This window comes from Arthrobacter sp. SLBN-112, assembly GCF_030944625.1.
Classification (GTDB): Bacteria; Actinomycetota; Actinomycetes; order Actinomycetales; family Micrococcaceae; genus Arthrobacter.
In genome coordinates, this window is record NZ_JAUSXY010000001.1 from 3,160,506 (window position 1) to 3,182,694 (window position 22,189).

The window sequence follows — 22,189 nt, forward strand, 5'->3', positions numbered from 1 at the left end:
CCCTCACCCTGCGCCGGGTTGTGACTCCTGATCAGCGCCGAGGAGTTTCATTGCGTTCTTCCATTGCGCGCCCGGCGGGAGCAAACTTCGAGAACGCGGCTGCCCGCGTACACCCAATCCAGCAGAAAGGCGTTCCAATGACCAGTTTCGAACCTGTCCTCGGGATCGGCGTTAGCGAGATGCAAAGTGCCGCGGGAAGGGAAGTCAAAAGGATCATGGCCGAAGCAGGCGGCGACCGTCTCAAGGCCGACAAAATCGTTCTCCACAAACTCCTTGAACTCCAGTTCATCACCGAATCGGAACTCACCGTACTGACGCGCATCTGCGAACTGGGATACGCCGTCACCGGCGGCAAACACGACGCTGCGGAGGCCCACACCGAGGTCAAGAAGGCCTATGAGGAACTCTTGGTCGGCGGCAACGCCAGCCCCGTGGCACTGTCCTATGCTTCGGGCGCCATGGGATCCTACGTGCCAACCAGCTCCGGGGGACAAACCACAGTGGTCTACAAGAAATCAGGCGGCAACTGGCAAGGGACCCTGGCCGGCGCGGGAGCCATCATCGGCGGATACTTCGGGGGTCCAGGCGGCGCGGCCGTCGGCGGCGCCATCGGCGGTGTCCTCGGCAAGATAGTCGACGACTGCTGAATGGCGGGTAGAACAGGCAGGTGTGCAACAGCTACGACCACGGAGTAGTCATGAAGTTCACGCGGCAGGCCCCTAAAGCAAGCACGTGGGCAACAGAATCGGTTCGTACGAGGCCAGTAGGTCGGACGTTGAGACCGAAGGGTTCATGATTGCCGAGCAGGGATTTCAAATCGTGGTTCCCGCCACCGTGAATGAGCTTCCATGGACTCAGCAGTGGGCAAAGCAATATGCAGCGCGCCATTGGCGCGCTGCATATTGTGTTCGATCGGAAAGGGGGCGTCAGCCGTCGCTGCCTGGGGTCGACGGGCCAGCGGATGAACTGCCCGGCCGGGGGTGGCCGAGCGCCGACGAGCCTGGGGCCGGGGAAAGGCCCAGCCGCCTGACGATTTCGGCTGCTTCCTCCGCAGGAGTGCGGCCCACGTCAATGACGATGGTGTTTTCTTCCGGTCCCGGGGGTTCCAGTGTGGCGATCTGCGAGTCAAGCAGGGTGGCCGGCATGTAGTGGTCCATGCGTGCTGTCAGGCGCCGTGCGATCTGCTCCTTGGAACCGGAAAGGTGAACGAAGACAACGTTCTTTTCACGGAGCCGGTCGCGGTAGATCTTCTTGAGGGCTGAGCAGGTGATGATGCCCGGTATTCCGGCCATGGTGTGCTCGATGATCCAGGAGGCAATGGTGTCGAGCCAGGGCCAGCGGTCCTCATCCGTCAGTGGTATGCCGGACGCCATTTTTTCGACGTTCTCCGGCGAGTGCAGGTCGTCCCCTTCCTCAAGGTCCCAGCCAAGCTGGCCGGCCAGGATGCCCGCCACCGTGGACTTGCCCGATCCGGACACGCCCATGATGACGAGGACGGGCTGCTGGTCGAACCCGGTGGTGGGTGCGGTGTCCTGCGACGTCATGGAATCACCACGGACAGAATCATCACCAGGCCGAAGCCGACGAGGGAGATCAGCGTTTCCATCACGGACCAGGTCTTGAACGTCTGGCCCACGGTAAGGCCGAAGAGTTCCTTGACCAGCCAGAACCCGGCGTCGTTGACGTGGGAGAGGAACAGCGAGCCTGCGCCGACTGCCAGTGCCAGGAGGCCGGCGTGTGCCGGGGAGAGGGACGTGGCCAAAGGGGCGACGATGCCGGCGGCAGTGACAGTTGCCACCGTGGCCGAACCCGTGGCCAGGCGCATCGCCACGGCGATGAGGAACCCAAGGACCAGCACCGAGATGTTCGCTCCGGTGGCCCATTTCGCCACGGCGTCGCCCACTCCGGCCCCGATCAGAGTCTGCTTGAACCCGCCGCCCGCGCCGACGATGAGGATCACTGCGGCGATCGGTCCCACGGAGGCACCGATCTTGCCACCGATCTTGTTGCCGGAGAACCCGACGGCGTAACCGAAGGTCACCAGGGCCAGGAGCACTGCGAGGGTCATGGCGACCAGGGGTTCGCCGATGAAATCAAAGAAAACGCGTGCCGCGCTCGGGTTCTTCGCGTCCGGGGACACGATGTCCACGACGGCTTTGAGGAGCATGAGTATCACCGGGAAGACGATGGTCAGCAAAGTGATGAGGAAGGACGGCTGGCGTTTCGCGTCCGGGTCGGCCTGCGTGTGTTCGGTGTCGATACCACCGGCCTGCTTTGGAGCGTCCACGGGAACCCAGCGTGCGGCGTAGATCGCGAAGAGCGGTCCGCAGATAATGACGGTGGGAATGGCAATCAGGAGGCCGAGGGCCAGGGTGATGCCCAGCGGCGCATTCAGGCTGGAGATGGCAACCAGGGGGCCGGGGTGCGGCGGGACCAGTCCGTGGAGCACGGACAGGCCGGCAAGGGCCGGGATGGCGACGCGCATCAGTTTCCCGCCGGAGCGCTGGGCTACCAGCACAATGACGGGCAACAGCAGCACCAGGCCGATCTCGAAGAACATCGGCAGGCCGATTATCACCGCGACCAGCGCCATGGCCCACGGCAGGAGCTTCGGGGAGACCTTGCCGAGCAAGGTGTCGACCACCCGGTTTGCTCCGCCGGAATCGGCCAGCAGTTTGCCCAGCATCGCGCCGAGGGCAATGAGCAGGCCCACTTCCTTGAGTGTGTTGCCCACGCCGTCTTCGAAGTTGCTGATGACCTTGTCGAAGCCGACGCCGGACGCGAGGCCGACAAAGGCGGAGCCAAGCACCAGTGACAGGAATGGATGGAGCTTGAATTTGACGATCAGCAGCACAATGAGGGCGATGCCGATCGCGGCGACCACCACAAGCTGGGTGTCGTGGCCGTTCCAGGGCTGCGCTGCCGCGGGAAGGAGAAGGGGTGTCATGGTTTTCCTTGGGTTGGGGCGGCGCCGGGACTTGTTTGTTTTTGTCCGGTCCGCCGAATATGCTGTGGCTCACAGTACACACTAAATACGATTTATGGAATCCGGCGGCGCTGCCAGCAGATTGGCGTGCCTCGGGACTTAGGGGGACGCGGCAATGTCTGATCAACCAGGGGTGACCCGACATATCAGCAGGCATTCTGCGATCGTCGAGCGGCTGGGCAGCGACATTACGTCCGGCAAGCTCGCCACCGGCCTGGTGCTCCGCTCCGAGGACATGGAGCAAAAATATGAGGTCACCCGGTCAGTGCTCCGAGAGGGCCTGCGAGTACTGGAAACACTGGGAATGGTGACCTCCCGGCGCAGCGTGGGCGTATCCATTCGTCCTCAGGCCGAGTGGAATGTTTTCGATCCACTTGTCGTCCGGTGGCGCCTGAACGGTTCAGGCAGGGCGGTCCAGCTTCGGTCATTGACCGAGCTCCGCTCCGCCGTCGAACCGCTGGCCGCGAAACTGGCTGCCGCGCGGATAGCTGCCGAGGACGGGCGCCAACTGCTGGAACTTGCCGCGGGACTTGAAGTCACTGCCGAAGCAGGCGACCTGGCTGCCTTTCTTCCCCTGGACATCCAATTCCACGCCTTAATCCTGAAAGCATCCGGCAATGAGATGCTCCTCAACCTGGAATCGGCGATCGGAGAGGTCCTGACGGGGCGAACCCAGCACGGGCTGATGCCCGATCGGCCGGAACCCGAGCCGCTGCGCCTGCACCTCGAAGTCGCGAGGGCCGTTGTCGCCAACGAACCAGCCGCGGCATATGCGGCCATGCAACGCATTGTGGACATCGCCGGCCAGGAAATGGACGCGATTTTGGACAGCGAGCCGGGCCCCACCTGATCCACCGAGTTCGTCGTTCGCAAGTCGGCCAGCCGGCGCGAAGGGTGTGCCTGCTGCTTTCGGCCAGAGGTCGCGGTGACGATGCCTCTTCTGTTGCCGTCCACGCGGTAGATGCCGTTGGAGGTTTGGAAGTCCGCGAAGTTCGGGACGTCTTCTCCGATGGAGGCTTCGATGGAAAGCCTGCATCCAGCCGCCCAGGTCACGTTCCAGGTACCGCTCGGCCGTCGCAACGTCGCCGATGAATACGTACCAGCCGCAGTGGCCGTCGATGCTTAGGGCGTCGAAGAGGTCGGCAAAGGTGGCGATCGTTGCTAAAGGCAGATGAGTCTTCTAAGCTCGGCGGCGTGAGTCTGCGATGTAACGGAGGGGAACCCTGACAGATGGCTCGGCAAACATGCCGCGGCGTCCAGCGCCATTTCCATTGCCAGGAACTCGAGCTCCGGACCACATTCGACTGAGGCCGCTTCGACGAACCTCGCTTCGGGGGATTGGATCGGCTGACCGTCGAAGCGTGTTAGTTCTTCGACACCTATGACGTCCCCTGTGTCCAGCCGGCGGATAAGTTGGAGCGCCGTCGAGATCGTCCGGCTGGTGAGGACAGCTTGCACGCGCGCCCTGGCTTTTTACGACTACGCCCTCGATTGTTTGGCGGTCCAAAAGACGGCTGCTTCCCGCGTACCCCAGACTTCGCCCGGCTCCGTCCCCGAGCTCTCTACGCAGGTTTCGGCCTGTACTGCGGTGCCGTCCCGGTAGCGAAAAGTAACCCAGTCTGTCCAGGCGGCTCCCGGTTCATTGGGGTCGTGCCCGGCCTGATGCGCGGTCGCGAGGGCCTGAAACGCTGTCAGCACACTCCAGTTACGCCCAAGCAGCTCGGAAGGTTCGTAGCCCAACAGTTCACGGCTCGACGTTTTGGATCTCGGACAGTCGGTTCCAATTCTTCGGCTCCCGCACCTCAGCCGATTTAGCCGCGGCCGGCGCAACGCCGCCTTCTGTACATTCAGCGAATCATCGATTAGTCCTTGCTGTTGAAGGCGGCGTCGAAGCTGGTTTGGGAGGCGGGGAAGTCGTATTTTTTGAGGTTGGCGAGGGCTTCGGGGGCGCCGTGGAGGCGGTCCATGCCGGCGTCTTCCCATTCGATGCTGATGGGGCCGTTGTAGCCGATGGCGGCCAGCGCCCGGAAGGAGGTTTCCCAGGGGACGTCGCCGCGTCCGGCGGAGACGAAGTCCCAGCCGCGGCGGGGGTCGCCCCAGGGCAGGTGGGAGCCCAGGACGGTGTTGCGTCCGGTCTGGCGGATCTTGGTGTCTTTGCAGTCCACGTGGTAGATCCGGTCTTTGAAGTCCCAGATGAAGGAGACGGGGTCGATGCCCTGCCACATCATGTGGGAGGGGTCCCAGTTCAGGCCGAAGGCTTCGCGGTGGCCGATCGCTTCGAGGGTTCGGACGGTGGTCCAGTAGTCGTAGGCGATTTCGGAGGGGTGGACTTCGTGGGCGAAGCGGACGCCTTGTTCGTCGAAGACGTCCAGGATGGGGTTCCAGCGGTCCGCGAAGTCCTGGTAGCCGGCGTCGATGACCTTATCGGGGACGGGCGGGAACATGGCCACGTACTGCCAGATGGAGGAGCCGGTGAAGCCGACGACGGTGTCCACGCCGAGTGCGTTGGCGAGCCGGGCGGTGTGTTTCATTTCCTCGGCGGCGCGGGTGCGGACGCCTTCGGGGTCGCCGTCGCCCCAGACTTTGGATCCGACGATGGCTTCGTGCCGGAAGTCGATGGGGTCATCGCAGACGGCCTGGCCTTTGAGGTGGTTGGAGATGGCCCAGACCTTGAGGTTGTACTTGTCCAGGATTTCGAGTTTGGAGTCGACGTAGCCGGGTTCGTCCCAGCGCCAGGCGTCCAGGTGGTCCCCGGAGACGGCGATTTCCAGTCCGTCATATCCCCAGCCGGAGGCCAGGCGCGCGACTTCTTCGAAGGGCAGGTCGGCCCACTGGCCGGTGAACAAGGTGAACGGGCGGCGGGTCTGTTGGTCTGCCATGGTTCTTCCCTTCAGATGGGACCGCTTAGGCCGCGGCGTAAGCGATAACGTTTTCTTTGGTTGCTTGGGCTTTGCCCAGTTCTGCCACGACCCGCCCGGCACGCATGACCATCACCCGGTCGGAGAGTTCGAGCAGCTCTGGGAGTTCGCTCGAGATGACGAGCACTGCCACCCCTTGTCGGGCGAGCTGTTCAATAAGTCGATGGATCTCGGCCTTCGCGCCGATATCGATGCCTTTGGTTGGCTCGTCCAGGATCAATACTTTGGGATTGCTGGCAAGGCAGCGGGCGATTATGACCTTTTGCTGATTTCCGCCGGACAGGGACTGGATCGGAGTTTCTGCCGACGGGGTGCGCACATCGAGTTCCTTGATGTACTTGGCGACCATTGTTCTTTCGTAGCCGCGCTTCAGCACTCCGTACCTGCTGACCTGCTTCAGGAGTGTCAGCGTGGTGTTTTCCCGGATGGACAGCATAGGGATGATGGCCTGCAGCTTCCGTTCCTCGGGGACGAGGGCGATTCCCGCTGCGATTCCCGCGGTCGCATCTTGGAGGCGAAGCTTTCGGCCGCCGATCTCGACGGTTCCTGCGTCGGCCTTGTCGGCGCCGTAGATGCAGCGTGCGACCTCTGTACGGCCGGCGCCGACGAGTCCGGCCAGTCCGACGATTTCGCCGGCGTGCAGCTTCAGGTCCACGTCCGCGAAAGCGCCTGCACGGCTCAGGCCGCGCGCCTCAAGAACAAGTTCACCGCGTTCGCGGGGAATGTGCTCGTAAAGGTCGACGTCCTTGCCCACCATCAGCTGCACGACGGAGCGCGCGTCGAGCTCACCCGCGGGAAGGGAGGACGCGACGGTTTTGCCTTCACGGATGACGGTGATCTTGTCGGCAAGGGTGAATACTTCCTCCAGCTTGTGGGAAACGTACATGATCGCCAGGCCCTTACCCCGTAGCTCGTTGACGAGCTTGTAGAGCTTCTCGACGTCCTGCTCGGTCAGGGCAGTGGTTGGCTCGTCCATGATGATGACCCTGGCGTCCTGGGCAATGGCGCGCGCGATTTCCACCATCTGACCGTCCACCGTGGACAGTGCCATGGCTGGGGTGTCCAGGTTGAGATGGGGCGCGACCTGGTCGAGGGCTTTCCGGGCACGTTTGCGGATGTCGCGCCGGGAAAGGAATCCTTTTTTGCCGCCCCAGTTGCCCAGAAGAATGTTCTCCGCCACGGAGAGGTCCGGCACGAGGTTGTGCTCCTGGTAGATGGTGGCGATGCCAGCGGCTTTGGAGGCAACTGTGCTGGACGGCATGAGTTCGCCATCCACATACACGCCACCTTCGTCAGGAGTGTAAAACCCGCTCAGTGTCTTAATCAGCGTGGATTTGCCGGCGCCGTTTTCGCCGACAACGCAGTGCACCTCTCCGGCATGAAGCTCAAAGTTCATGCCGGAGAGGGCAACAACGCCCGGGAACAGTTTTACAAGATTGCGTGCTTCGACAATGGCCGGAGCGGCTCCGGGCTTTTCGGTCACGGCAATTCCCTCCTCAGGAACGTGAGTCCGTCACGGGCCAGCGCGTCCATGGAGGGCGCTACAGGGCGCCAGAGGGACACAGCTTTGGCGATTTCTTCAACAGTGGGCAGGAACGACTCGACGACGATGGAGCCCTGGTAACCGATCGACTCGAGCGCAGCGAAGGTTTCGGACCAAGGGACGTGGCCGCTTCCGGGCGTTCCGCGGTCGTTCTCTGACACCTGGAAGTGAAATACCTTGTCACCGGCTGCCGTGATGGCTTCACCGATGTGCTTCTCTTCGATGTTCATATGGAAGGTGTCGAGCATGAGCCCGACGTTCTCACGCCCGATCAGCTCGCACAGTTCCAGCCCCTGTTCGACGGTGTTGACCAGATCGGTTTCGAATCGATTGAGCGGTTCTATGGCCAGGGTGACGCCGCGTTCGGCCGCGTAGTCTGCCACTTCCCGGAGGCTGTCCGCGGCCCACTGGCGCTGCTGCCGGCGTTCATCCGTGGGAAGCAGCCGGGCTTTGCCGGTGGCGGAGTACATCGGACCGGCCACGTGAGGAGATCCGACGGCTTGGGCGATGTCGACGCAGAGTTTCAGGTAGTCGATGCCCTGCCGCCGCTTCTGGGGGTCCTCGTGGGATACGTCGCGGTCCGGTCCGAACGCACCGCAGATCGACACGGGCAGCCCGGTCCGTTCCGAGGCCTTTTTCAGTGCTTCCGCACTTACTACGGCCGGGTCTTCAATGCAGACCTCGATCAGGTCGTAGCCCATCTCTTTTGCGACATCGAACTGGTCAACGTCCTGGTCGGTGAACGGGGAGACCAGGATGAAGGTGCTGACCCCGAATTCGTATTTACTCATTGGGCCACAGCTCCTGTTCCAGCTTCTTCATTTCGTTGATGGCCTTTTCGGTGTAGGGGTCCAGGAATTCCAGGTGGCCGCCGCGTGCCATCATGGCGAAGGGGTTCGAGGCGGCGGGCAGGAGTTCGAAGGTCAGGTAGCCGTCGAAGTTGATGTCCTTCAGCGTCTGGAGTGTCGGACGGAAGTCGATGTGCCCTACGCCGGGGGCTGCCCGGTTTGAGTCGGCCAGGTGGACATGGTTGACCTTGCTGCCAGCACGGGCGAAGGCGCCATGGATGGTGTCTTCCTCGATGTTCATGTGGAACAGGTCGCCGTGGACACCGGCGTTCGTCAGACCGGTCGCGTCCAGGAGCTCAACGGCGCGGTCGAGCCGGTTCAGGAAGTGCGTCTCGTAGCGGTTCCACGGTTCGAGGGTGATGTTGATTCCGACAGTGGCCGCGTACTCGCCGAGCGTGCGGACGTTCTCCACTGCCCATTCCCATTCCTGTTCATCGCTGGCCAGGGCCTCAGTCTTGCCCACCGGGGACGGTCCGACGATGATGGTCGGAGCTCCGACGGCGGCGGCGAAGTCGGCGACAGACTTGCCGTAATCCAGGGCCTTCTGCCGGTAGGAGGCGCTGGGGTTGATCAGGTCGCGTTCTTCCCCGAACCAGATGCTGCAGATTGAACTCACGTCGATACCGGCATCCTTGGTCAGCTTGTTGATCTCCTCGACGTTGTGGGTTGCCGGTTCTCCGACGAGTTCGATGGCGTCGTAGCCGTAACGGGCGACGCGGTCGATTCCCTTGGCGATGTCTTCCTGGTAGTAGACGATGGCGTTGTAGGAATACTTGAAGCGGGACACATTTTCTCCTTGAATTACTGTGGGTGCTGGATGGGCCAGACAGTGGTGCCTGGCCCATCCGGGTTAGTTGAGCCGGACTGGCCTAGTTTTTGAAGATGTTTCCCCAGAGCTTGGGGTCATCAACGTTTTCCTTGGTGATGAGTCGGGTGTCGGTCAGCTGGGTCTTGGGGACCTGCTTTCCGTCCAGAATGTCGACCTCGGCCTGCAGGGCGAGGGCGCCCATCTCGAACGGGTTTTGGTCCATGGTGGCGTCCTGGACGCCCTTGCGGATCCGGTCCAGCGCCAGCGGTGTGCCGTCCACTCCGACGAGCGGGATGTGACCGGCTGCGCCGACGGGGGCGGCCTTGTTGATCTGAGAGAGGCCGGAGACGACGCCGCGGACCATTTCATCGTTGTGGCTAAAGAGGCCGTTGATGCTCGGATCCGAGGTGAAGTTGTCCACCGTCAGAGACAGGGCGTTGTCGGCTGTCCACTGCGCGTCGCGGGAAATAACCTTGATGCCGGGGTTCTGCTGGATGCCTTCAGTGAAGCCCTCGCCGCGGAGAATAGCGTGGTAGGCGCCCTTCGCTCCCTGGTATTCGAGTACCGTTCCCTTGTTCCCCATCAGCTTGGCCAGGGCCTCGGCGCCGAGCTTTCCAGCTTTCTTGTTGTCGAAGGCGACGGCCGCGTCGGCGACGTCGCCGGGAATCACGGAGTCGACCGTGGTGACCGTCTTACCGGCGTCGTGGATCATCTGGACCCCAGGAGCCAACTCGGCCGAGTTGTTCGGGCTCAATACGATGCCGTCCACGCCCTTGGCGAGCTGGTCCTGGATCTGACTGATCTGGGTGCTGGAATCGCCCTTGGCGTCCAGGACGGTCACGTCGACGTTGAGTTCTTTGGCCCTGTCCTTGATGCCTTGTCCGAGGGCGACCATGAATTCAAAACTCTGGCTGTAGAGCAATACCGCGATCTTTTTTGGCTTGGCTCCGCCGCTGGCGTCCTGGCCCGATGAAGAGGGGGATGCGCCGCAACCGCTGAGGGCGATGGTGGCGGCGGACACTGCCGCAAGGATCGCCAATTTAGGTGAGGTCTTCATTGACTTGCTCTTTCTGTAGGTTATTCCGACGGGGGTGCACCGGTCGTGCAGCCTCGCGGTCGTTTGGAGGAGGCTAGGCCGGTGTCCCGGCGGGATGGTCCTGGCCGGTTTCCGTGATCTCGGGACTCACAGTTTTCTGATCTGCCACGGGCCGGGGTCCGATCTTGCGCTTCCTCGAGAGGTTCCGTTTGACGTACTTGTAGCGATAGACGTCCAGGGCGGCGGCAGCGAAAATGACGACGCCTTGGACGATTTTGTCGTAGGAGGACGGGATGCCGAGAAGGTTCACAGCGTTGGAGACCATGGCGATCAGGAGCACCCCCAGGAGCGTGCCCTTGATGTTGCCCTGCCCGCCAAAGAGACTGGTGCCGCCGATGACGACGGCCGCGATGATGGTCAGTTCGATGCCATCGCCGGCACGAGGGCTGCCTGAGGCCAGGCGGCCGGTGAGCAGCAGGCCCGCCATGCCGGCGGAGAGGCCGGCGATGACGTAGGCGTTCATGGTTACCCGGTCCACCCGGATACCGGCCAGCAGTGCGGCTTCTTTGTTTCCGCCAACGGCGTAGATGGAGCGCCCGTAGGTGGTGCGGGTCAGCGCCAGGTGTGCCAGGTAAGCAAGCAGCAGCACCGCCGGGATGAGCAAGGGGACGCCGGCGATTTTTGCGCTGACCGCGTTGGTCAGCAGTTTTGGAACCGGGGTGATGTTGCCGCCATCGGTGTAGGCGAAGGCTATGCCGGATCCGGCGGACAAGGTAGCAAGGGTTGCGATCAGAGGGGAAATCCCTAGTTTCGTGACCATCAGCCCGTTCAGGGCCCCCACTACCCCGCCGACGGCCAGGCCGGTAAGGAGGCCGACTTCGGCGGGCATGTTCATCTTCACGATGATGCCCATGGACAGCACGGAGGCCAGGGCCGCAGTAGAACCTACAGAGACGTCGATGCCCCCTGTCAGGATCACGAAGGTCATGCCGATGGCAAATACGCCCAGGATGGTGCACTGGTAGAGCAGGTTGACCAGGTTCACCGGGGTCAGAAACACCGGGCTGAGGAAGGTCAGCAGTACACCGAAGAGCAGGACAACGACGAGCAGACCTTGCGCGCCGATGAAGCTGCCGACACCGGAAAGCTTTGATCGGGTCTCGTCCCCGGACTTGCCGGGGCCAGCCTTGCTGTTAACCGTGCCGGCTGCGCCGGTGGCTGATTGTGGCTGCATGGTTGTTTCTCCAGTCATTTCGACACTCCCTCGGGTCGGAAGTGCTAGTTGCTGCCGAAAAGTTCGGCGTTGGTCTTCAAGGGAATCGGTGCCCCGTTCTGTCGGGCGGAAGCGGCGGTAGCCATGACCAGCTGCAGGCTCTGGATATTGTCGGTGACGTCCGTCTCCGCCTTCTGCCCGGTTTCGATGGCGTCGCGGAACGCAGCGAGTGTTCCCAACCGTTCCTCGACCGGCAAGGCATCCAGGTCGACATGCATGACGCCAGAGCGTTCCACCGCACCGGCAAGGAACACGGTGTCGAACAGTGAGGCGAAGTCGATGGTGACCTCGTTGTTCTTCCAAGTGATGGCGCCCTTGCTGCCCTGGATTTCCCAGTCGCCGTCCCAGCTGGTCTGCGGGCCGTAGGAGCTCCACGAACCCGTGTAAACGACACGGGCACCGTTGTCGCAGTCGAACTGCACGATGGCAGAGGAGTTGCCCTTGAACCGGGAAGTTGCCGTGTTCCAGGACCGTGCACGCACGGCAGTGGGTTCTACACCCACGATCCCGCGAAGCTGGTCCAGGTGATGGATCATCGCATCGACGATGAGGGGCTCATCCATTTCGAGCCGAAAGCCTTCGAACGGCGGGTTCTTCTTGTAGTCGATGAATACCTGCTCAAGATCTCCGATCACCCCTTCGCTGATGAGGCGCTGCACGGTCCGTGCGGCGCGCTTGAAACGGTAGTTCTGGGAAACCATGGCGTGCTTGCCGGACTTCTCCGCCGCTTCGATAATGCGGATGCCGTCCTCAAGGTTGTGCGCGAGGGGCTTCTCAATCAGTGTGTGCACACCAGCTTCGAGGGCCGGGACAGCCACCGCCGCGTGGTATTCGGGTGGAACGATGACCAGAACCGCGTCGAAAGAGTCCTTGTGGTTCAAAGCCTCCTCGATAGTGGCGTAGGCGGGGATTCCATACTGCTCACCTGCGGCCCGAGCGGCGTCCCGGTTGACGTCGACAACGCCGGCCAGTTCCCAGGTCTTGCTTTGGTGAATGACGTTCAGCCATGAAGCGCCCCATGCGCCGAGGCCTACTTGAATGATTTTCACTACTGCACTCCTTCTAATTGTTTGATGTCTGGAACCTCGGTCCAGCGACCGCTGTTGTTGGATTCGAGGATGCTTTGGGTAAGGAGGGCGGCTCGGAGGCCGTCCCGGAATGTGGGCAGACCCTCGCGGGTTTCCCCGCCGATGGTGGCGTAGGTATCGGCGACGAATGCATTGAAGGCATCCTGATAACCCTGCGGATGCCCTGCCGGGAGGACACTGAGGCGTGCCGCTTCGGGGCTAAGCGCGTCCGGGTCGCGAAGAAGCAGCTGCGAGCCGGCCCGTTTGCCCAGCCACAGCGTCTCGGGTGCTTCCTGGTCAAACTGCACAGTGGTTTCGGAGCCGGAAACCTCGATCATCAGCCGGTTTTTCCGTCCAGGAGCGACTTGGCTGACCAGGAGGTTTCCGACGGCACCATTGCGCATTTCGAAGACTGCCGTGACGAGGTCTTCAGTCTTGACATCAGCGTGGTTTGCCCGGCCGGAGAAGAGCGTGCGGCTTAGTGCGCCGACCCGGGTGATCCGGTCATTGGTGACGAATTCGATCAGGTCGCACAGGTGGGAGCCGATGTCAGCGAAAGCGCGTGACGGGCCGCCGAGAGCGGCGTCCACCCGCCAGTTGTCGTCCCCCCGGGACAGCAGCCAGTCCTGAAGATAGGACCCCTGGATCGTGGAGATCCGTCCCGTCTGGCCGGAGGCAATACGTTCCCGGGCTTCCCGAACCATGGGGTGGAAGCGGTAGACGAACGGAACCGTCGCGATTGTTCCGGCCTTGGCGGCCAGCTCCACCAGACGGGCGGCATCGCGCACATTGGTAGCCAGAGGCTTCTCGCAGACCACGTGCTTACCGGCCGCCAGTGCGGCCTCCGCCAAGGCCAGGTGGGTGGCGTTCGGGGTGCACACGTGGATGACATCGATCGCATCGTCCATGATGAGGTCCTGGACGGAGGCGTAAGCCTGCTCGATGCCCAGACGGTCCTTGGCGCGGGCGGCGCTGGCGGGGCTCGAGGACGCGATGCCGGCGGTTTCCGCCCCGGCGGCACGGGCGGCCCGGCTGTGCACCTCGGCCATGAACCCGGCTCCGACGAACCCGGCCCGTAACCGGGAGGGGGCTGTCGTGGTTCTGTCGTTTTCCATGCCGAAACAGTGGCACGCGCCACGTACCTTTCGTCAGTGATCCAGCAAAAGTCTGCACCTTTTGACGCTGTTGGCGATTGAGTCAGCCCCGAAGTTGCACTTTTTGATGCTGCGGGCATCGACGAGTGGACGGGAACGAGTGGGCACCTTGACACTGAGTGGAGATGCGGGCCCTTCGGGGTCCTGTGAGCCTGATGTGTCAAGACTTCAGTCTCACCGTTCACCTTTTTCGAGCCCCGAATTGGAGAGACATGGACAACGGCGGCCCCGGCGAACTTTTGCACATCCTGCGGGATGGACGGCCGCGAACGAGGGCTGACCTGGCCGGGATAACGGGCTTGGGCCGGGCTGCCATCAGTTCGCGCCTTGAGACGCTCTTAGGTCTCGGACTGGTTGCGCCCGTATCGGGCGCGCCTTCCACTGGGGGCCGCCCTTCAGCACGATTAGCCTTTAATCCGGGTGCAAGATTGGCAGCTGCCGCTGATGTCGGCGCCACACACGCGACGGTGGCTCTCACGGACCTGTCGGGAGGGGTACTCGTTGAAACCACTGAACGACTTGAGATTTCGTGCGGACCGGAAGCTGTTCTGGACTGGCTGACCATGACGCTGACCGGTCATCTGAACGCGATGAAGCGTCCAGCAACGGACATGATCGCTGTCGGCATTGGACTACCGGGTCCGGTAGAACACTCCACCGGAAAGCCGATCAGCCCGCCGATCATGCCGGGATGGGACGGATTCGATGTCCCCGCTTACATTCAACAGACCTTCAACGTTCCCGTACTCGTTGACAACGACGTCAACCTCATGGCCCTCGGGGAGCGGGCGACACGCTGGCCCACTGAGGACAACATGATCTTCCTTAAGGTCGCTACCGGTATCGGCTCAGGGGTTGTTAGTGGAGGCATACTGCAGCGAGGTGCGGCAGGGGTCGCTGGAGACGTCGGCCATATCGCTGTTTCCAGAGGGGCAGGAATACAATGCCGCTGCGGCAAGAACGCCTGCCTGGAGGCCATAGCAGGCGCACCGGCCATCGCAGCGCAGCTCCGCAAGAACGGACTCAAGGCGATCACCGGAAATGACGTCGTCTCGCTCGTTCGTTCTGGCGATTTGGCTGCTATTCAAGCCGTCCGGCAGGCTGGCCGCGACATCGGGGAAATGCTCAACATGTGCGTGAGCTTTATCAACCCCTCCTTAATTGTTGTGGGAGGATCGCTTGCACAATCCGGAGAACACTTGATCGCCGGGATCCGCGAAACGGTCTATGCTCGTTCAACGCCGTTGGCGACCCAGCACCTGAATATCACCCAATCCGAAACCGGGCCGGAAGCTGGAGTAGTTGGTGCCAGCATCTTGGCCGTCGAATATGTCCTCGCCCCCCACCGAGTCAATGACCTCGCAGCCAGGCCGCATTCCGGCGGACGCGGCCTCCAGAAAGAGGAGCACGTTGCCCAGACATCGGAATCGCTCCCGGACGTGGGGGCCAAACAATTACAGGACGCACTTCCTTGATTCCTTCTCCGAAGGAAGATGGCGTAAGACAGCCCGGCAAGCTTTTAGCGGTGGATTGGGCCGCTTTTTCCAGCACCCGAACTGTTCAATCGCATGCTCAACCGGGCCTCGGCAGCGGCGCCAATATTCGTGTGAGAGGTGCCGAACAAACTCTTCAACGCACCAATCAAAGGTGTCTGTACAACGTAAAATAGTTCTAACAGCTGAGGTTCCTTCGGCCAGTCTTACGGTCCCCCGCAAACGCTTCGTCAGGCGTCGTGGCTGGTCCCAAGGCCAGCATGGCTCGGCTGTTGAAGGAGGATGGCATGCCTCAATCTGGAAACGGGAACAGTGGCCGTCTGCGACGATATGCCGTGCCGGAGGGGCTCAATCCCGAACAAAGGTTCGAACACTGGCGAGCATGGTACGGCAATGCCGTCGAGACCCCGATGCGGCTGGAAAAAGCGGTACCTAAGACTCCTGTGTCCTTCAATCCTTCAGCCATTAATTTCGCCGGGCCGGGTTTCAGCCTCATAGAAATGCACACCCCTCCCGCGTTGGGATCGTGGGCGCCGAATCCCGACACCACGGATCTGCGCCTGGCCTACTTCCGCAAGGCGGCGGGGCTAACGCTCGCTGTCAACGGCGTGCCTGAGCCAGTATCGCCGGGCTCCGTCAGGTTCATCGACACCTCGCGGGGCGGAAGATTTGATGCGCCCGAGGGTTTTCACGCCTTGCAGCTAAACATCGACCGCAGCAGCCTGAACGTGAGTGAGGCCGAACTGCGCTCCCTGTTTCGCCTGCCCGACCTCGCAAAACACCCAATTGTGGGCACTTTCGTGATCCCTGCGCTGATGAGTTGGAAGCGGCCAGGCATAGATCATGCGGTATCGGGAACCTCAGATATCCTCCGTTCGGTGATGGCGACCCTGGTGGGCTCCCTGCTCGAAACCCCGGTCGACGATGAGGCGCAGAAACCGGCCCTAAGTCGGGCGGTGAAGAAATACCTCGATTCCGCTTATGACAACCCCATTTTGGATGTGGCAATGGTCGCCGAAAGGTTCAACCTCTCCCGTCGCTCTCTTTTCTACTATTTCGAGAATGAAGAACTCCACCTGGGTGAACGGATTCGCGCGTTGAGAACGCGCAAAGCCCTCGAGCTCCTCCTTCAGCCCGGCGCCCATGGGATCACTTACTCAGAAATCGCGACGACGTGCGGATTCACCAATGTGCAAAGCATGCGCCGTGCAGTGAAAGAGTTCACGGGAATGAACGTGAGGGAGATCCATCGATCCGAGACTGCCGTTCGTGTCGCGCTGCAACAGCTCCGGGAGTCACTAAACCCCTAGCGCTCAAACCGCGCTAAAACTGGGACAGTCAGACCGACGCTCGGTCTACCTGCTCGGACATTTCCCACCTTGACCTGTGCCGGCAGCCCGGCTTGATGCAGCAGGGAAGGTCAGCCGTTCTGTAATGCAGCCCTGAAGGAGAACGGCCTTACCGCGCCGTCCAACCACGCGCACCTGATAAGCCAGGACCAGGACGAAATCATCACTGCGGCCAAGGAACTAAGTAGATACCTACTGGCCAGCCGTCGGACGCTGGCATGGATCGGCTACACGGCGCCCCCGAAGCACTCGCCGTCCTGAAAAAGTACGACTTCCCCGCCTCCCAGACCAGCTTCGACGCCGCCTTCAGCAGCAAAGACTGAACGTCTCTGCTTCTAGGGCAACGAACTTGAGCATCAGTCGAGACCAACCTCGAAGCTAGGGCCTTCGGGCAACGCACTTTGTAGTTCAGGCAAGTGTCGGGGCCCGATTCTGGTCCTTCATCCCCACGGCATCGTCGGGCTGAATGACCAGAATCACCGCCTCTACCTCAGGCAGGGGATGCATCGACCGTTTAGGTCGTGTCCGCCCCAGTGTCCAGACCCATGACTTTCCTTCCGCAGCGAGCACTTCGGGTTGAGGATATTGCGGGGCGGGCGGTTGAGGCAGACGTTGCCGTCGGATCGATTCGACGGCGGTCAGCCGGTTTGCAGGCATGCAATTGGAGAACGCTGAGTTGCTGTTCCCAACACCAGGTCTCTTCCCCGGTAACTCTGAATCTCGCTCGCTGCTTTCCTTGCCCGCGCTCGGCACAGTCAACATCGACCGCCGGGTCCGCACAGTCGTCGCCGACCTCGGCGGGGCGATCCACCGCCACTTCGAACCCGAGGACGACGCCGGGGAATTCAGGCCGCCCTCGTTGCAGCAATCGCGGCAAATCAACGCCGCTGTTCTTGACGACGGGCCGATCGGGTTCCGCTGATCGGCGTCGTGATCGGCTACATCCTGCTGTTCGTGGCCGTGCTGCTGGCCGCGGCATTTACGATTGACGGTGCCTTACTGACCCTGCAACATCCCGTGACTGTTTGGGACTTTGCGAGTCGCATGGATGACAACGTCGGCGGCGCTCATCGGTGGTGCGTTGGGCTCGGGGTTCGAGTCAAAAGACGACAGGCTTCGGTCGGCGTAGGGCCAACGGGAGCGTCATCGTCGCCAGGCGGTGGACGGAGGTGAATAATCCGGCCCGAAATTCGCTTTTACGCGTCGTTCCTAGCTGGAGTAACGCCTATAAGCCTGCGCGCCGGAGTGACGACCTCTTAAAAGACCGCACCTCCCAAGCTGTGCGCGGTATTCCGCGCGCTGCTTTAGGAGGTGCAGTTGTTACCTCTTCTCGTTTAGACCGGTAGCGGTACTGGGCTGAAAGTATTGGCTGGTTTGGCCAGCCCAAAGTGCTCGCGGAGGGTCCGTCCTGAGTATTCGCGCCGGAAGAGTCCCCGGTCCTGCAGGATGGGAACGACGTGGTCCACGAAGATGTCCAGTCCGGAGGGCAGCACAGGTGGCATGATGTTAAACCCGTCCGCGGCGCCGGCTTCGAACCATTCCTGGATCGTGTCGGCCACCTGGTCGGGGGTGCCGGCGAAGGTCCGGTGCCCGCGGCCGCCGCCGAGCCGCCCAATGAGCTGGCGTACGGTGAGGTGCTCCCTCCGGGCGAGGTTCACGATCAAGGTGTACCTGCTTTTGGCACCTTCGATCTGGTCCTCCGAGGGCAGCCCGGCCGGCAATTCGGCGTCCAGTTGCAGGGACTCCGCCGGAACCCGCAACACCCCTGCGAGCTGGTTGCGGGCGTATTCAGGCAGGATGAGGTCATCGAGTTCCTGCTCAAGCCGGTGCGCTTCCTCTTGGGTTGAGGCGATGAGCGGGACGATGCCGGGCAGGATCTTGATCGCTTCCGGATTCCGGCCGGCTTCTGCTGTCCGCTGCTTCAAGTCTGAGTAGAAGGCCTGGGCGTCCCCGAGGGTTTGGTGTGCGGTGAAGACCGCTTCGGCATAGCGGGCGGCGAAGTCTTTGCCGTTCTCCGAGGAGCCGGCCTGCACGATCACGGGGTGTCCTTGCCGGGATCGCGGGACGTCCAGGGCACCCTCTACCTGGAAGTACCGGCCGACGTGGTTGGCCGGGTGCACTCGGGTGTTGTCCGCCCAGACGCCGGCTGCCTTGTCCGCTACGACGGCGTCCTCCTCCCAGCTGTTCCAGAGCTTCTTGGCGACGTCCAGGAACTCCGCGGCCCGTTCGTAGCGTTCAGAGTGTGCAGGCTGGCCGGCCAGGGAGAAGTTCTTCGCCGCCGCGTCCCCGGCTGTGGTGACCACGTTCCATCCCGCCCTGCCACCGCTGATCTGATCCACGGAAGCGAAGCGCCGGGCGAGATTATACGGTTCGTTGTAGGTGGTGGACGCGGTGGCAATGAGCCCGATCCGTTCCGTGACGGCCGCTATCGCTGCAAGCAGGACTGTCGGCTCCAGGCTCCCGTATGGCCGTTGGGTTACGTCGCCGTGCAACACCGGGGAGTCAGCGAAGAAGATGGAGTCCAGTTTCCCGCGTTCGGCGCTCTGCGCCAGCCGCTGGAAATGGCCCACATCGGTTCCCGAGTGGCTGTCGCTTTCCGGTAGCCGCCATGATGCCTCGTGGTGGCCGGTGCTCATCAGGAAGGCGTTGAGGTGAAGCTGCCTGCGCCCGGCGGTCATCGCTGTGCCCCGGCGAACGCGGACTCGTCAACGACGACGGTTTCGGAGTAGGAGGACGAGTCTCCCTTGATGGGTGTGCTGTGGCGTCCGTCCACACCCACGGGGATGTCCCCGGCAACGGTCACCCGGTTCAGTTGGCGGGGCTGGCCGTCGTAGTTGTCCGGGGCGTAGTGCTGGGTGATGCGGTTGTCGAAGAGGACAAGCTGGTCCGGTTCCCAGTTCACCCGGACCACGTTCTCCGGCCGGGTGATGTAGGCCTGGAGGAGCCGGAGGATGTCTTTGGATTCGGTGTTGGAGAGGCCCACGATCCTTAGCCGCTGGGCGAACCCGCCGATGAACAGGCCCCGCTCCCCCGTCAGTGGGTGGACGCGGACGACGGGGTGGGCGGTCTCGAAGTGGATGCGGGTAAATTCTTTGCGGCGTTCCTCGGCGTTGGCGTGTTCGAGGTTCTTGGGTACCGAGTAGTCATAGTCGTTGGTGTGGATGGCCCAGAGCGTGTCCGCGAAATTACGGAGCTCGTCCGGAAGGTCCTGATAGGCCCCGGCGGAGGACGCGATGAGCGTTTCCCCGCCGTAGGCAGGCAGGGTGATGCTGCGCAGGGTGGAGGCCTGGGGCGGGTTGACCACGAATGTGACGTCGGTATGCCAGTTGTTGGCGCTGCCGTTTTCGCTGTCCACCGGGAGGACAGCCGGTTTGCCGTCCACGGACGCCACGGTGGGGTGGGCGTTGGTGAGCGGGCCGAAGCGGCTGGCGAAGCGGACCTGCGCGTCGTCGTCGAGCACGTTTGCTTCCCGGAAGACGAGGGCCTTGTGCTTGTTCAAGGCGTCGCGGATCCGGGCGATGGTGGCGTCGCTTAGATCGGCGCTGAGGTCCAGTCCGCGGATTTCCGCGCCGATGCGGGAGCCGAGTTTGGTGAATTCGAGTTTGGTTTCAGTGATGACGGACATGATGGGTTCCTTTGCAGTTCAGTACGTTTGGTTCTGTGCGTTGTGGTTCAGGGGATGGTGCTTGCGTGTTTGCTCAGCCGTTTCCGGAGCCGACGGCGGTGCGCCAGCGGGAGAACCGGCGTTCGACCGCAACGAGCAGGTAGTTCACGGCCAGCCCGAGCAATGAAACGGTCAGGATGCCGGCGTACATGTCCGGGATGAGGAAGCTGCTTTGTGAGTTGACGATGAGGTAGCCCAGGCCTGCCTTTGCCCCGACCATCTCGGCGGCGATGAGGACAAGGATTGATGAGGTGCCGGCCATTCGGATGCCGGTAAAGATAGTTGGGACTGCTGATGGAAGGATGACTTTCTGGAAGAGCGTGAAGTTCGACAGTCCGAGCGACCGGGCCGCGCGGATCAACAACGGGTCCACGGTCCTCACTCCGGCGATGGTGTTCAGGAGCACCGGGAAGAACGCGGCGTAGGCGACGATGCTGATCTTGGAGGTTTCGCCGATCCCGAGCAGCAGGGTGAACACAGGGAGCAGGGCCAGCGCGGCGGTATTCCGGAACACTTCGAGCAGGGGGTTCAGGAACTGGTCAAGGGCTCCGTACCAGGCCACCAGCAGGCCAAGTACGATGGCGGACACCACGGCGATGCCGAATCCGCTCGCCGACCGGCTGAGGCTGGCGCCGAGGTGGTTCTGCAGCTGGCCTTTAGCGATCAATGAGCCCAGCGCGGCCAGGACATCTTGGAGTGGCGGCAGGAACACCCGGGTGGAGGCGGGGGCGAGGTAGAGCGGTCCGAGTTCCCACAAGAGCAGGAACAGCAGGATCGCACCGGCCCTCCAGAGGGCCCGGCCGCCGTTGAGTGCTCCGCGCTTGATCCGGGAAAGCCCGACGGCGGTGGCAGGGCTTCCGTGCCGGTCCGGTTCACCGGCTGCCGGCGCGGTTGCGGGGGCTTGGGCGGTGGAGTGTGTGTCTGTGGTCAGGGTTGGGACGCTCATTAGGCTGCCTTTCCGCGGAGAGATTGCGGGGCTTCATCGGGGGCGGTGCCATCGGGGAGGATCTTCGCGTGACCGGCCTGCCGGGCCTTGAGGACTTCGTCGTGAAGGAGCGCCCAGACCTTGTGCCGCTGCTCCACGAACGCCGCGTCGGATCGGACGTCACGGTCCCCGGTCCGGTCTCCGAGGTTGATCGGGACGATTTCCTTGAGCCTGCCCGGGCGTGAGCTGAGCACGGCGACGCGCTGGCCCAGGTAGACCGCTTCATCGATGCCGTGGGTGATGAAGATGATGGTTTTCCCGGTTGTCCGCCAGATCCGCAGCAGTTCTTCCTGCAGCTGTTCGCGCGTCTGGGCGTCCAGGGCGGCGAACGGCTCGTCCATCAGCAGGACGTCCGGCTCATAGGCGAGGCTTCTGGCGATGGCCACGCGCTGCTTCATTCCGCCGGAGAGTTCGTGCGGGTAACGGTCTTCGAAACCGGCCAGACCCACAAGGTCAAGGTAGATGCGGGCCTTCTCGGCGCGTTCCTTGCGGCTGAGCCGTTTGCCGTCCTTTCCTGGACCTTCCAGACCGAAGGAGACGTTGGCCGCGGCCGTGCGCCAGGGAAACAGTGCGTATTGCTGGAAGACGACGGCCCGGTCCTTGCCCGGCCCGGTGACCTCTTTGCCGTCCAGCAGGACCTTTCCGGTATCTGGCCGGGTCAGCCCGGCCAACAAGTCCAGGAGCGTGGTTTTCCCGGACCCGCTGGGACCCACCAATGTGAGAAATTCGCCGGCAGCGACGTCGAGGGTGATCCCGTCCAGGGCCGTCAGTGTCGAGCCGAGCGGGGCGTCCTTGGTGGGCCTGACGGTGAAGGTCTTCCCGACGTTCTGCAGACTGATTTTGGGTGCGGAACTCTGCGTCATGATGAGGCCTTCAGCAATCCGTTGTATTCGTTGGTGTAGTACTTGGACGGTGTGATGTCGCGCGGTGACGATGCCGGTGTCCTTCAGCCAGTCTGACCAGCGGCTGAAGTCCTGGTCGGTGATGGCTCCCTTGTCCGGCACGCCAACGCTTTTCCAGTACTTCAACGTCGCGGTGCTTTCATTCCGCTGCCTCTTCTCGATG

General features: G+C 62.4%; 19 protein-coding genes and 2 pseudogenes. 7 read left to right on the plus strand and 14 right to left on the minus strand.

The window, feature by feature from the left end; all coding sequences use genetic code 11:
• The first annotated feature begins 137 nt into the window (after nucleotides 1-137).
• Complete coding sequence (locus QF050_RS14805) at nucleotides 138-647, plus strand: hypothetical protein (RefSeq protein ID WP_308931098.1); 510 nt, start codon at nucleotides 138-140, stop codon at nucleotides 645-647.
• A 279-nt stretch (nucleotides 648-926) separates the two neighbouring features.
• Here QF050_RS14805 and QF050_RS14810 read toward each other — a convergent pair whose 3' ends face one another.
• Together QF050_RS14810 and QF050_RS14815 are read right to left on the minus strand one after the other, a co-directional pair.
• Nucleotides 927-1,544, minus strand: coding sequence for a gluconokinase (locus QF050_RS14810; RefSeq protein ID WP_308931099.1), 618 nt, complete (start codon nucleotides 1,542-1,544; stop codon nucleotides 927-929).
• Nucleotides 1,541-2,947 (minus strand): gluconate:H+ symporter, encoded by a 1,407-nt coding sequence (locus tag QF050_RS14815; RefSeq protein WP_308931100.1) that lies wholly within the window; start codon nucleotides 2,945-2,947, stop codon nucleotides 1,541-1,543. Before QF050_RS14815 ends, QF050_RS14810 begins: the two co-directional genes overlap by 4 nt.
• 154 nt (nucleotides 2,948-3,101) lie before the next feature.
• Between QF050_RS14815 and QF050_RS14820 the strand changes: the two genes are divergently transcribed.
• A complete protein-coding gene (locus tag QF050_RS14820; protein ID WP_308931101.1) occupies nucleotides 3,102-3,836 on the plus strand; it encodes an FCD domain-containing protein in 735 nt (244 codons plus the stop codon).
• A gap of 1,012 nt (nucleotides 3,837-4,848) precedes the next feature.
• On the opposite strand, the gene QF050_RS14825 is transcribed toward QF050_RS14820, so the two are convergent.
• The 8 genes from QF050_RS14825 to QF050_RS14860 form a co-directional block, all read right to left on the minus strand.
• Nucleotides 4,849-5,865: a sugar phosphate isomerase/epimerase gene (locus QF050_RS14825; RefSeq protein ID WP_308931102.1), complete on the minus strand. Its 1,017-nt coding sequence runs from the start codon at nucleotides 5,863-5,865 to the stop codon at nucleotides 4,849-4,851.
• Nucleotides 5,866-5,890: 25 nt separating this feature from the next.
• Entirely contained in the window at nucleotides 5,891-7,387 is a 1,497-nt protein-coding gene (locus tag QF050_RS14830; RefSeq protein ID WP_308931103.1) for a sugar ABC transporter ATP-binding protein, read from the minus strand.
• Complete coding sequence (locus QF050_RS14835; RefSeq protein WP_308931104.1) at nucleotides 7,384-8,238, minus strand: sugar phosphate isomerase/epimerase family protein; 855 nt, start codon at nucleotides 8,236-8,238, stop codon at nucleotides 7,384-7,386. Before QF050_RS14835 ends, QF050_RS14830 begins: the two co-directional genes overlap by 4 nt.
• Entirely contained in the window at nucleotides 8,231-9,082 is an 852-nt protein-coding gene (locus tag QF050_RS14840; protein WP_308931105.1) for a sugar phosphate isomerase/epimerase family protein, read from the minus strand. The genes QF050_RS14835 and QF050_RS14840 overlap by 8 nt, the downstream gene beginning before the upstream one ends.
• An 82-nt stretch (nucleotides 9,083-9,164) precedes the next feature.
• Nucleotides 9,165-10,160 (minus strand): sugar ABC transporter substrate-binding protein, encoded by a 996-nt coding sequence (locus QF050_RS14845; RefSeq protein WP_308931106.1) that lies wholly within the window; start codon nucleotides 10,158-10,160, stop codon nucleotides 9,165-9,167.
• A 73-nt stretch (nucleotides 10,161-10,233) separates the two neighbouring features.
• On the minus strand, nucleotides 10,234-11,391 hold the full coding sequence (locus QF050_RS14850; RefSeq protein WP_308931107.1) for an ABC transporter permease: 1,158 nt from the start codon (nucleotides 11,389-11,391) through the stop codon (nucleotides 10,234-10,236).
• A 26-nt stretch (nucleotides 11,392-11,417) separates the two neighbouring features.
• The gene (locus tag QF050_RS14855) at nucleotides 11,418-12,461 is read right to left on the minus strand and encodes a Gfo/Idh/MocA family oxidoreductase (protein WP_308931108.1); all 1,044 of its coding nucleotides are present in this window, start codon (nucleotides 12,459-12,461) and stop codon (nucleotides 11,418-11,420) included.
• A complete protein-coding gene (locus QF050_RS14860; RefSeq protein WP_308931109.1) occupies nucleotides 12,461-13,594 on the minus strand; it encodes a Gfo/Idh/MocA family oxidoreductase in 1,134 nt (377 codons plus the stop codon). Before QF050_RS14860 ends, QF050_RS14855 begins: the two co-directional genes overlap by 1 nt.
• Nucleotides 13,595-13,845: 251 nt before the next feature.
• Between QF050_RS14860 and QF050_RS14865 the strand changes: the two genes are divergently transcribed.
• The 5 genes and pseudogenes from QF050_RS14865 to QF050_RS14885 all read left to right on the plus strand — a co-directional run bounded on the left by QF050_RS14865 (nucleotide 13,846) and on the right by QF050_RS14885 (nucleotide 17,397).
• A complete protein-coding gene (locus QF050_RS14865; protein WP_308931110.1) occupies nucleotides 13,846-15,108 on the plus strand; it encodes an ROK family transcriptional regulator in 1,263 nt (420 codons plus the stop codon).
• Between the two features lie 305 nt (nucleotides 15,109-15,413).
• Entirely contained in the window at nucleotides 15,414-16,436 is a 1,023-nt protein-coding gene (locus QF050_RS14870; protein WP_308931111.1) for a helix-turn-helix domain-containing protein, read from the plus strand.
• A 126-nt stretch (nucleotides 16,437-16,562) separates the two neighbouring features.
• Nucleotides 16,563-16,658: pseudogene (locus QF050_RS14875) on the plus strand (sugar phosphate isomerase/epimerase); the annotation flags it as partial.
• Nucleotides 16,659-16,684: 26 nt separating this feature from the next.
• Nucleotides 16,685-16,798, plus strand: a pseudogene (locus QF050_RS14880) (sugar phosphate isomerase/epimerase); the annotation flags it as partial.
• 332 nt (nucleotides 16,799-17,130) lie between these two features.
• On the plus strand, nucleotides 17,131-17,397 hold the full coding sequence (locus QF050_RS14885; RefSeq protein WP_308931112.1) for a hypothetical protein: 267 nt from the start codon (nucleotides 17,131-17,133) through the stop codon (nucleotides 17,395-17,397).
• A gap of 412 nt (nucleotides 17,398-17,809) precedes the next feature.
• Here the strand turns inward: QF050_RS14885 and QF050_RS14890 are convergent, their stop codons facing one another.
• The 4 genes from QF050_RS14890 to QF050_RS14905 form a co-directional block, all read right to left on the minus strand.
• Nucleotides 17,810-19,153: an LLM class flavin-dependent oxidoreductase gene (locus QF050_RS14890; RefSeq protein ID WP_308931113.1), complete on the minus strand. Its 1,344-nt coding sequence runs from the start codon at nucleotides 19,151-19,153 to the stop codon at nucleotides 17,810-17,812.
• Nucleotides 19,150-20,100 carry a TauD/TfdA family dioxygenase gene (locus QF050_RS14895; RefSeq protein WP_308931114.1) on the minus strand — a complete coding sequence of 317 codons (951 nt, stop codon included), beginning with the start codon at nucleotides 20,098-20,100 and terminating at the stop codon, nucleotides 19,150-19,152. Before QF050_RS14895 ends, QF050_RS14890 begins: the two co-directional genes overlap by 4 nt.
• Nucleotides 20,101-20,173: 73 nt before the next feature.
• A complete protein-coding gene (locus QF050_RS14900; protein WP_308931115.1) occupies nucleotides 20,174-21,085 on the minus strand; it encodes an ABC transporter permease in 912 nt (303 codons plus the stop codon).
• Complete coding sequence (locus QF050_RS14905) at nucleotides 21,085-21,987, minus strand: ABC transporter ATP-binding protein (protein WP_308932181.1); 903 nt, start codon at nucleotides 21,985-21,987, stop codon at nucleotides 21,085-21,087. Before QF050_RS14905 ends, QF050_RS14900 begins: the two co-directional genes overlap by 1 nt.
• Between the last annotated feature and the right edge of the window lie 202 nt (nucleotides 21,988-22,189).